Annotated in this window: 15 protein-coding genes; 1 reads left to right on the top strand and 14 read right to left on the bottom strand. The window is 71.7% G+C overall.

What is annotated here, in order from left to right:
• Positions 1–27: 27 nt before the first annotated feature.
• Together tsf and rpsB are read right to left on the bottom strand one after the other, a co-directional pair.
• The gene (tsf, locus tag AOQ37_RS05125; protein ID WP_062641700.1) at positions 28–864 is read right to left on the bottom strand and encodes a translation elongation factor Ts; all 837 of its coding nucleotides are present in this window, start codon (positions 862–864) and stop codon (positions 28–30) included.
• 157 nt (positions 865–1,021) lie between these two features.
• Positions 1,022–1,951 carry a 30S ribosomal protein S2 gene (gene rpsB / locus AOQ37_RS05130; protein WP_062641703.1) on the bottom strand — a complete coding sequence of 310 codons (930 nt, stop codon included), beginning with the start codon at positions 1,949–1,951 and terminating at the stop codon, positions 1,022–1,024.
• Between the two features lie 280 nt (positions 1,952–2,231).
• Here rpsB and AOQ37_RS05135 point away from each other — a divergent pair, with 280 nt between their 5' ends.
• A complete protein-coding gene (locus AOQ37_RS05135; protein ID WP_107085112.1) occupies positions 2,232–2,834 on the top strand; it encodes a M23 family metallopeptidase in 603 nt (200 codons plus the stop codon).
• Position 2,835: 1 nt separating this feature from the next.
• Here AOQ37_RS05135 and AOQ37_RS05140 read toward each other — a convergent pair whose 3' ends face one another.
• The 12 genes from AOQ37_RS05140 to rplS form a co-directional block, all read right to left on the bottom strand.
• Positions 2,836–3,393 (bottom strand): TetR/AcrR family transcriptional regulator, encoded by a 558-nt coding sequence (locus AOQ37_RS05140; protein WP_062641704.1) that lies wholly within the window; start codon positions 3,391–3,393, stop codon positions 2,836–2,838.
• Between the two features lie 200 nt (positions 3,394–3,593).
• A complete protein-coding gene (gene whiG / locus AOQ37_RS05145; RefSeq protein WP_062641706.1) occupies positions 3,594–4,436 on the bottom strand; it encodes an RNA polymerase sigma factor WhiG in 843 nt (280 codons plus the stop codon).
• Between the two features lie 264 nt (positions 4,437–4,700).
• Positions 4,701–5,861, bottom strand: a complete 1,161-nt coding sequence (gene dprA / locus AOQ37_RS05150) for a DNA-processing protein DprA (RefSeq protein ID WP_062641708.1) — start codon at positions 5,859–5,861, stop codon at positions 4,701–4,703.
• On the bottom strand, positions 5,858–7,483 hold the full coding sequence (locus AOQ37_RS05155; RefSeq protein WP_062641710.1) for a YifB family Mg chelatase-like AAA ATPase: 1,626 nt from the start codon (positions 7,481–7,483) through the stop codon (positions 5,858–5,860). The genes dprA and AOQ37_RS05155 overlap by 4 nt, the downstream gene beginning before the upstream one ends.
• 1 nt (position 7,484) lies before the next feature.
• On the bottom strand, positions 7,485–7,916 hold the full coding sequence (locus AOQ37_RS05160) for a YraN family protein (RefSeq protein ID WP_078890014.1): 432 nt from the start codon (positions 7,914–7,916) through the stop codon (positions 7,485–7,487).
• Between the two features lie 88 nt (positions 7,917–8,004).
• The gene (locus AOQ37_RS05165; protein WP_005311352.1) at positions 8,005–8,313 is read right to left on the bottom strand and encodes a DUF2469 domain-containing protein; all 309 of its coding nucleotides are present in this window, start codon (positions 8,311–8,313) and stop codon (positions 8,005–8,007) included.
• A gap of 56 nt (positions 8,314–8,369) precedes the next feature.
• Positions 8,370–8,906 carry an NUDIX hydrolase gene (locus AOQ37_RS05170; RefSeq protein WP_062642453.1) on the bottom strand — a complete coding sequence of 179 codons (537 nt, stop codon included), beginning with the start codon at positions 8,904–8,906 and terminating at the stop codon, positions 8,370–8,372.
• Complete coding sequence (lepB, locus tag AOQ37_RS05175; protein ID WP_062641713.1) at positions 8,896–9,672, bottom strand: signal peptidase I; 777 nt, start codon at positions 9,670–9,672, stop codon at positions 8,896–8,898. The genes AOQ37_RS05170 and lepB (AOQ37_RS05175) overlap by 11 nt, the downstream gene beginning before the upstream one ends.
• A 121-nt stretch (positions 9,673–9,793) precedes the next feature.
• A complete protein-coding gene (gene lepB / locus AOQ37_RS05180; RefSeq protein WP_078890015.1) occupies positions 9,794–10,777 on the bottom strand; it encodes a signal peptidase I in 984 nt (327 codons plus the stop codon).
• Positions 10,665–11,762 (bottom strand): signal peptidase I, encoded by a 1,098-nt coding sequence (gene lepB, locus AOQ37_RS05185; RefSeq protein WP_062641716.1) that lies wholly within the window; start codon positions 11,760–11,762, stop codon positions 10,665–10,667. The genes lepB (AOQ37_RS05180) and lepB (AOQ37_RS05185) overlap by 113 nt, the downstream gene beginning before the upstream one ends.
• The gene (lepB, locus tag AOQ37_RS05190) at positions 11,755–12,486 is read right to left on the bottom strand and encodes a signal peptidase I (protein WP_062641718.1); all 732 of its coding nucleotides are present in this window, start codon (positions 12,484–12,486) and stop codon (positions 11,755–11,757) included. The genes lepB (AOQ37_RS05185) and lepB (AOQ37_RS05190) overlap by 8 nt, the downstream gene beginning before the upstream one ends.
• A 45-nt stretch (positions 12,487–12,531) precedes the next feature.
• Positions 12,532–12,882 carry a 50S ribosomal protein L19 gene (gene rplS, locus AOQ37_RS05195; RefSeq protein WP_020128707.1) on the bottom strand — a complete coding sequence of 117 codons (351 nt, stop codon included), beginning with the start codon at positions 12,880–12,882 and terminating at the stop codon, positions 12,532–12,534.
• Positions 12,883–12,950: the final 68 nt, after the last annotated feature.

Genomic DNA, 12,950 nt, shown 5'->3' on the forward strand with positions numbered 1-12,950 from the left:
GGCCGGAGCGTCGATAGCGGCACGGACTCAGATGCCGACCTTGATGCGCGTGAAGCGCTTCAGGGTGACACCGGCCTCGTCCAGGACCTTCTGGACGGACTTCTTGTTGTCCAGCGCGTACGGCTGGCCGAGCAGCGTGGCGTCCTTGAAGAAGCCGTTGAGGCGACCCTCGACGATCTTCGGCAGGGCGGCCTCGGGCTTGCCCTCGGCGCGGGTGGTCTCCTCGGCGACGCGGCGCTCGGACTCGACGACCTCGGCCGGCACGTCCTCCTTGGAGAGGTACTTCGGCGCGAAGGCGGCGATGTGCTGGGCGATGCCCTTGGCGACGTCGGCGTTCGGCTTGTCCAGCTCGACGAGGACACCGATCTGCGGGGGCAGGTCGGGCATCGTGCGGTGCATGTACGCGGTCACGAAGCCACCGGCGAACTGCGCGAAGCGGTCCAGCACGATCTTCTCGCCGAGGTTGGCGTTGGCCTCGTCCACGAACGCCTGGACGGTCTTGCCGGCCTCGATCTCGGACGCGAGCAGCGCCTCGAGGTCGGCCGGGGAGGTCTTGGCGACGTGCTCGGCGATCGCGTTGGCGACGGCCTGGAACTTGTCACCCTTGGCGACGAAGTCCGTCTCGCACTTCAGCTCGACGAGGACGCCGGAGGTGTTGTCGTCGGCGATGATCGAGACCACGGCGCCGTTCTCGGCGGAGCGGCCCTCACGCTTGGCGACGCCCTTCTGGCCCTTGATCCGGAGCGCCTCGACGGCCTTGTCGACGCTGCCCTCGGCCTCGTCCAGCGCCTTCTTGCAGTCCATCATGCCGGCGCCGGTGAGCTCACGGAGCTTCTTGACGTCAGCGGCGGTGTAGTTCGCCATGATCTGTGAATCTCTCTCGGAGTTCGAAGTCTCGAAGATCTACGAAGATCTGGGGGGCTGTGGGTGAACGGCGGGCGGTGCGCTGGGCACCCCCCGCCGTCACTTCGTCCCTAGGGCCGTACGGACGCGTCGGCGACCGTGCGGCCTACGGCCTGACTCAGGCCTGCTCGCCCTCGGCGGCCGGAGCGGCCTCGGCGGCGGGGGCCTCGGCGGCGGGCGCCTCGGTCTCGGCGGCGGGCGCCTCGGCGGCGGGGGCCTCAGCCTCGGCAGCGGCCTCGGCCGGCTTCTCGGCGGACTCTTCGCCGTCCGCCTTCTTCTCGCCCTCGAGCAGGTCGCGCTCCCACGCGGCCAGCGGCTCGCCGGCGGCCTTGTCACCCTTGTCGCCGGTGGCGACGCCGGAACGGGAGATGAGGCCCTCGGCGACGGCGTCGGCGATCACGCGGGTGAGCAGGGTGACGGAGCGGATCGCGTCGTCGTTGCCCGGGATCTTGTAGTCGACCTCGTCGGGGTCGCAGTTGGTGTCGAGGATGGCGACGACCGGGATGTTGAGCTTCCGGGCCTCGCCGACCGCGATGTGCTCCTTCTTGGTGTCCACGATCCAGACGGCGCTGGGCACCTTGGACATCTCGCGGATACCACCGAGGGTCTTCTCCAGCTTGGCCTTCTCACGCGAGAGGACCAGGAGCTCCTTCTTCGTCAGACCCGAGGCGGCGACGTCCTCGAAGTCGATGAGCTCGAGCTCCTTGAGGCGCTGAAGGCGCTTGTAGACGGTCGAGAAGTTGGTGAGCATGCCGCCCAGCCAGCGCTGGTTGACGTAGGGCATGCCGACGCGGGTGGCCTGCTCCGCGATGGCCTCCTGCGCCTGCTTCTTCGTGCCGACGAACATGACCGTGCCGCCGTGGGCGACGGTCTCCTTGACGAACTCGTAGGCGCGGTCGATGTACGACAGCGACTGGAGCAGGTCGATGATGTAGATGCCGTTGCGCTCGGTGAAGATGAAGCGCTTCATCTTCGGGTTCCAGCGACGGGTCTGGTGACCGAAGTGGACGCCGCTTTCCAGCAGCTCCCGCATCGTGACGACGGCCATGGCCGTTCTCCTTGGGTTTCTCGGTTGTGCCGCGGGGACCGGACGGCTCCCGCGCCTGACGCCCGCGGTGCGCCGAGCCACGAAGGACCGAGGGGCGCGGATACCGGAGAACCGACCGTGGCCGGTCCCCGATACCGGGGCGTGCGAAGTCGACCCGGTGACCCGGATCGCCAGAAGAAGTGTACGGGACCGGCGGGGCACCGGGTGACGCCGCTGTCCACAACCGTCGGGTGGTCCACAGGTCCGGGCCCCGGTCCCGGCGACGCGGGACGGTGTCGTCATGAACGCACAGCGATTCACGGCCCTGCTGCCGTTCCTGCCGTCCCTGCCGATGCTGTCGATGCTGTCGCTCTTGACGGTGGCCACGGTGGCGTGGGCGGTCCCGCAGCCCGCACCGGGCGCCCGGGCGCTCCCCGGGCCGACCGTCCCGGCGGTCGGCCGGGCCTGGCCGGTGGGCACCCGTCCGGCGGTGGTACGCGGCTGGGAACCCCCGGCGAGCCCGTACGCCCGCGGCCACCGGGGCATCGACCTGTCGGCGCCGCCGGGCGCTGCGGTACGGGCGGTGGCGGCCGGCCGGGTGTCCTTCGCGGGCCGGGTGGCGGGCCGGGGCGTCGTCTCGGTGGAGCTGTCGGCGACGGGTGTGCCGCCCCTGCGGACCACCTACGAGCCGGTACGGGCGTCGGTGCGCAAGGGCGACGAGGTGGCGCCGGGCGCGGTCGTCGGCACCGTGGAGCCGACGGGCTCGCACTGCGCGCGGACGTGTCTGCACTGGGGGCTGCTGAGCGGCCGGACCTATCTGGACCCGCTGTCGCTGCTGCCCCCGTGGCTGCGCCGGAGCGGCCCGTCGCGGCTGCTGCCGGTGCTCGGGGTGCCCCTGCCGTGAGTCAGCCCCGGACGCCGCGCAGCACCATCGTCACCGCGGCGTCCGTGATCGCGGTGGGATCCTCCGCAGCCCCCAGTTCGATCCGCCGCACCGCCGCGTCCACCACGCCCTGGAGCAGCATCGCCGCCAGCCGGGGCTCCTCGTGTCCCAGCTCAGCCAGCGCCGCGCCGATCATGGCCACGAGCCCGCCGTGCGCGGCCCGGATCTTCTCCCGGGCCCCCGCGTCCAGCTCGCTCGCCGAGATCGCCACGACGGCGCGGTGCCGCCGGTCGCCCACCAGGGCGAGCTGCCGGCGCACATACGCCTCGACCTTGGCCTCGGCCCCCTCGGCCGCGGCCATCGCCGACTCGACCTCCGCCGCCCAGACGGGGAAGTCGACCTCGCACAGCTGCTCGACCACGGCGGCCCGCGACCGGAAGTACTCGTAGACGGACGAGCGCGCGAGGCCCGTGCGCTCGGCGAGGGCCGGGAAGGTCAGCGCCTCCGTCCCGCCCTCGGACAACAGGGAGCGTGCCGCGTCCAGCAGGGCGGCACGCTGCATCGACCGGTGCTCGGCCACGGAGGCCGCTCGAATCCTTGGCACGTCGACCACTCTACGGACGCGCCGCCCGCGGCGGGAGTGACCCCGCCCGTCCTTCCGCCCGCCCGTCCTTGCGCCCGCCACCGTTGCGGGCCCCCGTCCCTCCGCGCGCCCGTCCGCCGGCCTGGGCAGTGCCCTCTGCCCAGGCCGTCCGCCGGTCAGGGCGCCGCGCCCTCCGTTCAGCGGCCGAAGCTCGCCAGTTTCGCGCGCAGCTGGAGGACGGACTTGGTGTGGATCTGGCTGACCCTGCTCTCGGTCACCCCCAGCACGTTCCCGATCTCGGCGAGCGTCAGGCCCTCGTAGTAGTAGAGCGTGACGACCGTCTTCTCCCGGGCGGGCAGCGTGTTGATCGCCCGGGCGAGGAACCGCCTGAGCTCCCGGTCCTCGGCCACCTCCACGGGGTTGTCCGCGGCGGTGTCCTCCAGCGTGTCCATGAAGCTGAGGCCGTCCCCGTCCTCGCCCCCGACGTGCAGCAGCTCCTCCAGTGCCACCACGTTGGCCAGCGACAACTGACTGAAGACGGCGTGCAGTTCCTCCACCGCGATGCCCAGCTCGGCGGCCACCTCGCACTCCGACGGAGTCCGCCGCAGCCGCGCCTCCAGCGTCGCGTAGGCCCGCTCGACGTTGCGCGCCTTCTGGCGCACCGACCGCGGGATCCAGTCCAGCGCCCGGAGCTCGTCGATCATCGCGCCCCGGATCCGGGTGATCGCGTAGGTCTCGAACTTGATCTCCCGTCCGATGTCGAACTTCTCGATCGCGTCGATCAGTCCGAAGACCCCGGAGGACACGAAGTCGGCCTGCTCCACATTGGGCGGCAGGCCGACGCTCACCCGGCCCGCCACGTACTTCACCAGCGGTGAGTAGTGCAGGATCAGCTGCTCACGCAGCCGTTCGTCCCCCGTCGCCTTGTACGACCGCCACAGCTCGTCGAGTGTCGAGGGAGCGGGCGGCCGCACGCTGCCACCGTCACGGGCGGCTGGGGTGATCGCCGCCCGGTCGGACCCGGAGGTGTGCTGGGGCATTCGTCGCCTTGTGCCGTTCTGCCGTGAAGTGCGTGTGGTGGGTACCGCGTGGTGCAGAGGTGCCGGTCTGTGCCGGAATCCTCGTGAGCGTAGCGTGACTGGGGTGTCGCGGTGCGCGAAGGCGGAGCCCGGACCGGTACGCAGATACGTTCCGCTGAGCGCACTCCAGGGTCACGTCGGTCTTCGCGGTCGACCCCGACGGTGCGTCAACTGCCGGAATCCCCAAGGCTTTCGACGTTCCCCCGGACGGCCGAACCCCCCGGGTCAACACGGACGCCGACCCGCTCGAACGGAGACCACCGCCTGGCGTGTCAACTTCCAGCCGTCGCCGTGTCGTTCGACGTAGCCGAGCGCTCTGAGTTCGTACAGTCTCGCGATCGCGTCGTCCGGCGTGGTGCGGGCCTCGCGGGCGATCTCCTCGGCCGGCGCGGGTCTGCGGGCGGGCAGCGCGGCCAGGACGCGGCGGGCGGCCGGCTCCAGCAGATCGCGCGGCAGCGCTGGACCGCGCCGGTCGGGGGCCAGCTCACCCATGTCACCGACCAGTTCGACGACCTCCGCGACATCGGTGACCAGCACGGCCTCTCCCCGCAGCAGTTCGTGCACACCGGCGGAGAGGCCGCTGGTGGCCGGCCCCGGGACGCCCATCGTGTGCCGGCCCAACCGCTGGGCCGCCCGGGCGGTGACCAGCGAGCCGCTGCGGTAGGCGGCCTCGACGACGACCGTGCCCCGGGTGAGCGCGGCGATCACCCGGTTGCGCAGGATGAACCTGCTCGGCGTCGGATGGTCGCCGGGCGGCAACTCGCCGATCACGAGCCCCTGTTCGGCGATCCTGTTGATCAACGCCGTGTGGCCGCGCGGGTAGGGCCGGTCGACCCCGCAGGCGAGGACGGCGACGGTGGCGCCGCCCGCCCCCAGAGCGCCCCGGTGGGCGGCGCCGTCCACCCCGTAGGCGCCGCCCGACACCACCACCCAGCCCCGCTCGGCGAGGCCGGCGGAGAGGGTGGCCGCCATGTGGGCGCCGTACTCGGTGCAGGCGCGGGCGCCGACGACGGCGACCGAGCGCAGCGCCCACATCCGCAGACCGGGCCGCCCCCGCACCCAGAGGCCGACCGGCCGGGCGTCCCCGAGCTCGTCCAGCGTCCCCGGCCACTCGGCGTCCCCCGGGCACACGAACCGCACCCCGGCCTCCCGCGCCACGGCGAGATCCCGCTCGGGCTCCGCCTGCCCGGCCCGCGCCCGCAGGCCGGCCCAGCGCCGCGCGGTCACCCCGGGCAACGGCTCCCCGTCGTCCCGCAGCCGGCGCACCACCTCCGCCGCGCCCCGCTCGCGCACCCACTGCCCGCCCACCTCGTCGCCGGGTTCGAGGACCCGCCCGAGGAAGACCCGGGCGAGCCGGTCGGCGGCCGGTTCACCACCGCCGTTCACGTCAGGGCCCCGAGGGCCATCGGCACCCCGCGCGGCACTCCCGTGCGCAGCTGGAGGGCCAGGTTCACGTCCATCGCGCCGGGCCGGTCGTGGCCGACCAGGTCGGCGACGGTCCAGGCCACGCGCAGGACCCGGTCGAGTCCCCGGGCGGTCAGCACCCCTCGCTCCAGGCCGCGTTCCGCCTCGTCCATGGCGCCGACCGCGGCATGCCACCGGTTGCGCAGCTCCCGCCCCGGCACCTCGCTGTTGGTCCGCCACGGGGTGCCCGCCAGCCGGGCCGCCGCCCGCTCGCGGGCGGCCCTGACCCGGTCGGCGACGATCGCGGTGGACTCCCCGCCGGGACCGCGGTGCGCGAGCTGGGCCCGGCTGACCGGGTCCACCTCGACCCGCAGGTCGACCCGGTCCAGCAGCGGGCCGGAGAGACGGGCCTGGTAGCGGCGGATCGCGGAGGGCGGGCACTCGCACAGGGTGTCCCGCTGCGAGAACCGCCCGCACGGGCAGGGGTTCGCCGCGAGGACCATCAGGAACCGTGCCGGGAACCGGACCACGCCGGCACTGCGCGCGATCACCACATGGCCCGCCTCCAGCGGCTGCCGCAGGGCGTCGAGGGCGTGGCTGCCGAACTCGGGGGTCTCGTCGAGGAAGAGCACCCCCCGATGGGCCAGCGAGACGGCGCCCGGCCGGGCGAATCCGGCCCCGCCCCCGACCAGTGACTGCATCGTGGCCGAGTGGTGCGGGGCGCAGTACGGGGCCACGTCGATGAGGGGCTTGCCCGGTGGCAGCAGCCCGGCCACCGAGTGGACCGCGGTGACCTCCAGCGACTCCTGCCGGCTCAGCCTGGGGAGCACGGCCGGCAGACGTTCCGCGAGCATGGTCTTGCCGGTCCCGGGCGGTCCCTCCAGGAAGAGATGGTGTCCGCCGGCCGCGGCCACCTCCACCGCGGTCCGTGCCGATCCCTGACCGATCACGTCCGCGAGGTCGTGCTCCTGTTCCTGGTGGGCGGCGCCCATGCTGTGCATCCCGGTGGCCGCTCCGGTGCCGGGCATCCGCAGGCCGGCCAGCAGCGGATCCGGGCGGCCCGCCTCCTCCGGTTCCTCGTCGGGGACCGGCTCGTCTGCGAGGATCGCGATCAGCTGCCGCAGGCTGCGCACCCCGAGCACGGACACCCCGGGGACCAGTGCCGCCTCGGCGGCGGCGCACTCCGGCACGACCACCTGTTCGTATCCGGCGTCGGCCGCGGCAAGCACGGCGGGCAGGATGCCCCGGACCGGGCGCACCCGGCCGTCCAGGCCCAGCTCTCCGATCATGACGATGTCGGCGAGCACCCGTGGGTCGATCCGCTCGGCCGCGCCGAGCACCGCGCTGGCGATGGCGAGGTCGAAGCCGCTGCCGCCCTTGGGCACCGAGGCCGGGCTGAGTCCGACGGTCAGCTTCTTCTGCGGCCATTCGCCGCCCGAGTTCACCACCGCCGCCCGGACCCGGTCGCGGCTCTCGGTCAGGCTCTTGTCCGGCAGCCCCACCAGCGTGAACGCCGCGACTCCCGGTTCGAGGTCGGCCTGCACCTCGACGACGACCCCTTCGACGCCCACCAGCGCCACCGAGCACGTACGCGCGAAGCCCATCTCAGGCCACCCCCCGCGCGTGCTCGACGACGGCCGCGCCGCGGCGGGGCAGGACGACGCCGACCAGGTCGATGCGGACGCCGCCCGGCGGTGCTCCGCCGTGCGCCTGGATCCACCGCTCGGCCAGGTCGCGCAGGCGCTCGGCCTTCTCGGGCGTCACCGAGGCCATCGGGTGCTGGAATCCGCCGCCGCTGCGGGTCTTCACCTCGCAGACCACCAGGACGTCGCCGTCGCGGGCGACGATGTCGATCTCACCGGCCCTGCCGCAGCGCCAGTTGCGCTCCAGGACCGTCATCCCGGCCTCGACCAGCCGCCGTGCGGCCACTTCCTCGCCGTACCTGCCGCATGCGCCCCGGGCCCGGTCCGCCGTCGTGTGCGCGTTCGCGTTCGTGTTCGTGTCCATGTGGGCACCACCTCCGGCACCCACGCTCACGCATCCGCCGCCCCGGAAAGGATCTTGGTGGACAACCCGGGGCCTGTGGAAAACCCGGTCACCCACACGAGCGGCCGCCTCCGGGGGCTCAGCTCCCCGGAAGCTCCAGATCGCTCTTGTTGAGCTCCTCGATGTTCACGTCCTTGAACGTGAGTACCCGTACCTGCTTCACGAAGCGGGCCGGCCGGTACATGTCCCACACCCAGGCGTCGGCCATCGACACTTCGAAGAACACCTCGCCCTGGACCGAGTGCACCTGCATCTCGTAGTCGTTGGTGAGGTAGAAACGCCGCTCGGTCTCGATCACGTATTTGAACAGACCGACGACATCGCGGTACTCCCGGTAGAGCTTCAGCTCCATCTCGGTCTCGTACTTCTCGAGGTCCTCGGCGCTCATGGCATGTTCCCCTTCAGCCGTGCGATCTCCCCATTGTGCGCCAGTCCCGTGCGCCGCTAGACGATTTCCGTGTCCAGCGTTACGGGTCCGGCCGGAGGACCTTCGTCGAGCAGCCTGCGCAGCAGCTCGGCGAGTCTGGTCGGATACACCGTCTCATGGGCCCGGGCCAGTTCCTGACAGGTCCACCAGCGCGCTCCGGCGACGCTGCGCCGCTCCAGCTCGGTCAGGGCCGTCGCGCGGGTCGCCGTCACCGTCGTACGGGCCAGGTAGTACCACTCGTCCTGGTCCCAGCGGCGGCCCGCGAACGGGAAGGAACACCTGCGCCGCCACAGCACCGGACCGAGCTCGACCTCGGAGATGCCGGTCTCCTCGACGAGTTCCCGCAGAGCCGCCTCCTCACGGGTCTCGTCGCCCTCCACCCCGCCCCCGGGGGTGAACCACCAGTTGTCGGCCGGGTCGTCCGGTTCATGGCCGTGCAGCAGCAGGATGCGGTCCTGCGGGTCGAGGAGGACGACCCGGGCGACCTTGCGCAGGCCGCCCTCGTAGGAGTCGAGGCCCGCGCCCACCGGCCCGTCCGAGGTCTCAGCGGGCACCGGCCGCCTCCGGCCGGGCACGACGGCCGGACGTCCGCTTGGCGATCGGGCCGTAGGCCCCGCCCCCGAGGACCAGCACACCACCCGCGACGATCATCCAGCCGATGGTGCCCAGCGGGCCGGGCTGCGACAGGGCGCCGAGCGCCGTGAAGCCCGTGGGGCGCTCCAGCATGCCGTTCATGGGCCAGACGACGGCGTCGACCCGGGCCGCGACGGCGCTGCGCGCGACCGTGCCCTGCGCCGCGTCCGTGAGGTGGGCGGAGGAGTCCAGGGAGCCCTCCCGCTCGTCGCCGAGCAGGAAGAGCCGGCCCTCCGGGACCTTCACGGTCGGGATGTTCTTGTTCTCGGCGAGGCTGCCGGCGGGCAGATACGGTTCCTCGATCTGCTTGCCGTTGACGGTCAGCTTGCCCTCGGTGCAGCAGGAGACCGTGTCGCCGCCGACCGCCACGACCCGCTTGACCACGGGCGCGTTGCTCGCCCAGGTCTTGTCGGTGAAGACGACGACGTCCCCGCGGCGCACCTCGTCGCCGTCGATGCGCTCGGCCAGCACACGGTCGCCGGCCGCGATCGTCGGGCTCATGGAGCTGGTGGGCACGGTGTACGGCCGGTAGAGCAGGGCTCCCCACCCGAATCCGCCGAGGAACAGCACGAGGCCCAGTGCGACGGCCAGTCCGGACAGACGCTGTCCGGTCCGGCTGCCCACCGGGCCACTGCTGGTGCCACCGCCACTGTGCGGGGCCGTACGCGTCGTGCTCTCGCCACCCATGGATCCGCACCCTACCCGGCGGTACCGAGCCGGGTCAGCCCTTCCTCCCCGGTCTTCCCGAGCCTTGGTCACAAGCTTGGGAAAGGGTTTGCCGAGTGGCGCCGGACCGGAAGCCGGAAGGTCAGCGGGCCGCGGAGCCCTCCGTGCGCCGACGGCGCCACAGCACGACGGGGACGGCGCCGACGAGGGCGAGACCCTGCGGGGCGACCGTCAGCGCCGCGGATCCCGCGCTCTGGGCGCTCAGGCCGTCCTGGTCGAAGGTGTCGGGCACCGGCAGCGTGCCCCAACGGGTGATCGGCCAGGCCTTGACGACGGCACGGCCGACGACCTGGTCGACGGGCACCATGCCGTGGTTCTTGTCCGACTGGTTGTAGCGCGAGTCGCGCGAGTTCTGACGGTGGTCGCCCATCACCCAGATGAAGCCCTTGGGGACCTTGACGGTGAACTGGCCGCCCTGGTCGTCCTGGCTGCACGGGGTGTTGCCGGGGTACACGTACGGCTCGTTCAGCGCCTTGCCGTTGACCGTGAGCGGGCCGGTGCCCTTGCACGCGACGGTGTCGCCGCCGACGCCGATGACCCGCTTGATCAGGTCCTTCTCCTCTGCGGACGGCATCAGGCCGATCCAGCTGAGGACGGTCTGGAAGGCGTTCGGATCAGCGGTGGCCTCGCCCGCCAGCCAGTTGTCGGGGTCGTGGAAGACGACGACCTCACCGCGCTCCGGCTCGGACCCGAACCACGGGGTCAGCTTGTCGACGAGGACCCGGTCGCCCTCCTTGAGGGTGTTCTCCATCGAGGCCGACGGGATGGAGAACGCCTGCACCAGGAACGTCTTGATCAGCAGCGCGAGGACGAGCGCGATACCGATCAGGATCGGCAGCTCCTTCCAGAAGGAGCGGGGCTTCTTCGGCTTCGGGGCCGGGCCACCGCCGGAACCACCGCCACCGGTCCGGGGCGGCTCGTCCGCCGGGGGGCCGTCGCCACCCGCCACCGGGTCATTCCCGGGGGTCACGGCGCTGTCGGAAGCCGGGTCGGCTGCTTCCACGGGATGACCGCGGTGCTCCTCGCCGTCGTGCCCGGACCGTGCGCCAACCGCCACATCCCCCACGCCAACTCCTCACTCTGTGCCGCTGCCTGCCCCACGTACGACGCAGGCCCACCACTCCCATAACGAGCGGGAGTTCCGCAGGGCTCGGGAGTTGTCCAACCGATCCGTTCGGATCGCCGGGGGCAACCCTATGCGACGGCTGGGCGGACGCGGTCGCCGTGGCGGCCGAGCCGGTGACGGATGCGAAAGTTTGCGGTTCCTTGAGACGGACCCAGTGCCCCAGCGGCCAGGCGATGACCATGGCCCGCCCCACGACCTCGTCCTCCGAGACGGTGCCGCCGTAGTCGGTGTTCTGGTGGGCCCGGGAGTCGGCGGAGTTGGCGCGGTGGTCGCCCATCACCCACAGCCGCCCCTGCGGGACGGTGATGTCGAACGACGTGCTGGAGGGCGCGTTGCCGGGATACAGATACGACCCCTCTTCCAGGGGAACGCCGTTGACGGTGACGCGTCCCTGCGTGTCACAGCAGACCACACGGTCGCCACCCACCCCGACGACCCGCTTGATGAGGTCCTTCTCGTCGTCGGACGGCAGCAGGCCGATGAAGGTGAGCCCCTCCTTGATCTGCTTGACGACGACCGGGTCCGCCTTCTTGGCGGTGGTCTGCTCGTCGTCGAGCCAGCCGCCGGGGTCCTTGAAGACGACGACGTCCCCGCGCTCGGGCTTGGAGCCGAACCACGGGGTGAACTTGTCGACCAGGACACGGTCGCCGATCCGGATCGTCTGCTCCATGGAGCCGGACGGGATCACGAAGGCCTGCACCAGGAACGTCTTCAGGACCAGGGCTATCAGGACGGCGACACCGACCAGCAGCGGTATCTCCCGGACGGCCGAGCGCCTGCGCTTGCGCTTGACCTTGCGCTGGAGCTTGCGCCGTTCCGCGCGGGTGCGGCCGGCGGCCGAACTGGACGTGCGCCGGGCGCCGGTGGGCAGAAGGTTGTCCGCGGCGCTGGTGGGGATGCCGCGCGGCCTGCCGCGGTTACCCATGGGCGCCCTCCGCGCCGGGCACCCGCGCGTAGGCGCTCGGGCGGGACAGACGGGTGAGGTGCGCGAAGGGCCAGAGGATCCAGTCGGCGCGGCCGATCACCCGGTCCACGGGGATCATGCCGCCGCCCGGTGAACCGAGGTGGTCCCGCGAGTCGCTGGAGTGGCTGCGGTGGTCACCGAGGACGAACAGGGTGCCCTCGGGCACGTCCACGTCGAAGTCCACCGTGGACGCACGGTCGCCGGGATACAGGAACGTCGACTCGTCGACCGACCGGCCGTTCACCTTGATCCTCCCCTCCTTGTCGCAGCAGACCACGTGATCTCCCCCTACACCCACGACGCGCTTGATGTAGTCGAAGTTCCCGAAGTACCCGGCGCCGTCGAAGACGACGACATCACCGCGCCGCGGCTCGGCACCGAAACGGTACGCCAACTTATTTACGAGAACGCGGTCGCCGATCCTCAATCCGTTTTCCATGGATCCGCTGGGAATCTGGAACGGTTGCACCACGAAAGCGTTGAGGGCCAGCAAAAACAGCAGGCAGATCAGCAGGGTCAGACTGGTCCGGCCGCCCGGCAGCCACCGCGTGATCCGCTCCACCAACGCGAAACGCGACCGTCCCTCCGGTCCCTCCGCCTCCGGGGTCTCCTGGGAGACGTCCTCGGGAACGGAAGGGCGGGAGGAGCGGTCGCGCTCCGTCGTCGGCTGAGCTTCGGTGTCCATCGGGGCCAGATGCTATCCGGCCGCGCCGTGAACGCCCGAGGGCGCTCAGTTGTCGCGCTTCTCCTTGATCTTCGCGGCCTTGCCGCGCAGCTCACGGAGGTAGTAGAGCTTGGCGCGACGCACGTCACCGCGGGTGACGAGCTCGATCTTCTCGACGATCGGGGTGTGCACCGGGAAGGTGCGCTCGACGCCGACGGAGAAGGAGACCTTGCGGACCGTGAAGGTCTCGCGGACACCGGCGCCCTGGCGGCGGATGACTACGCCCTTGAACTGCTGCACACGGGAGCGGTTGCCCTCGATGACGCGGACGTGGACGTTGACGGTGTCACCCGGACGGAAGGCCGGGACGTCGCTGCGCAGCGACGCGGCGTCGACAGAGTCGAGCAGGTGAGACATTTCGTCTGCTTTCTTCGCTGATGCCACAGGTCATCAACGGAACTAGATGTTCGAGGATTGAGTGCCGT

This window comes from Streptomyces maremycinicus (assembly GCF_001184025.1).
GTDB lineage: Bacteria > Actinomycetota > Actinomycetes > Streptomycetales > Streptomycetaceae > Streptomyces > Streptomyces maremycinicus.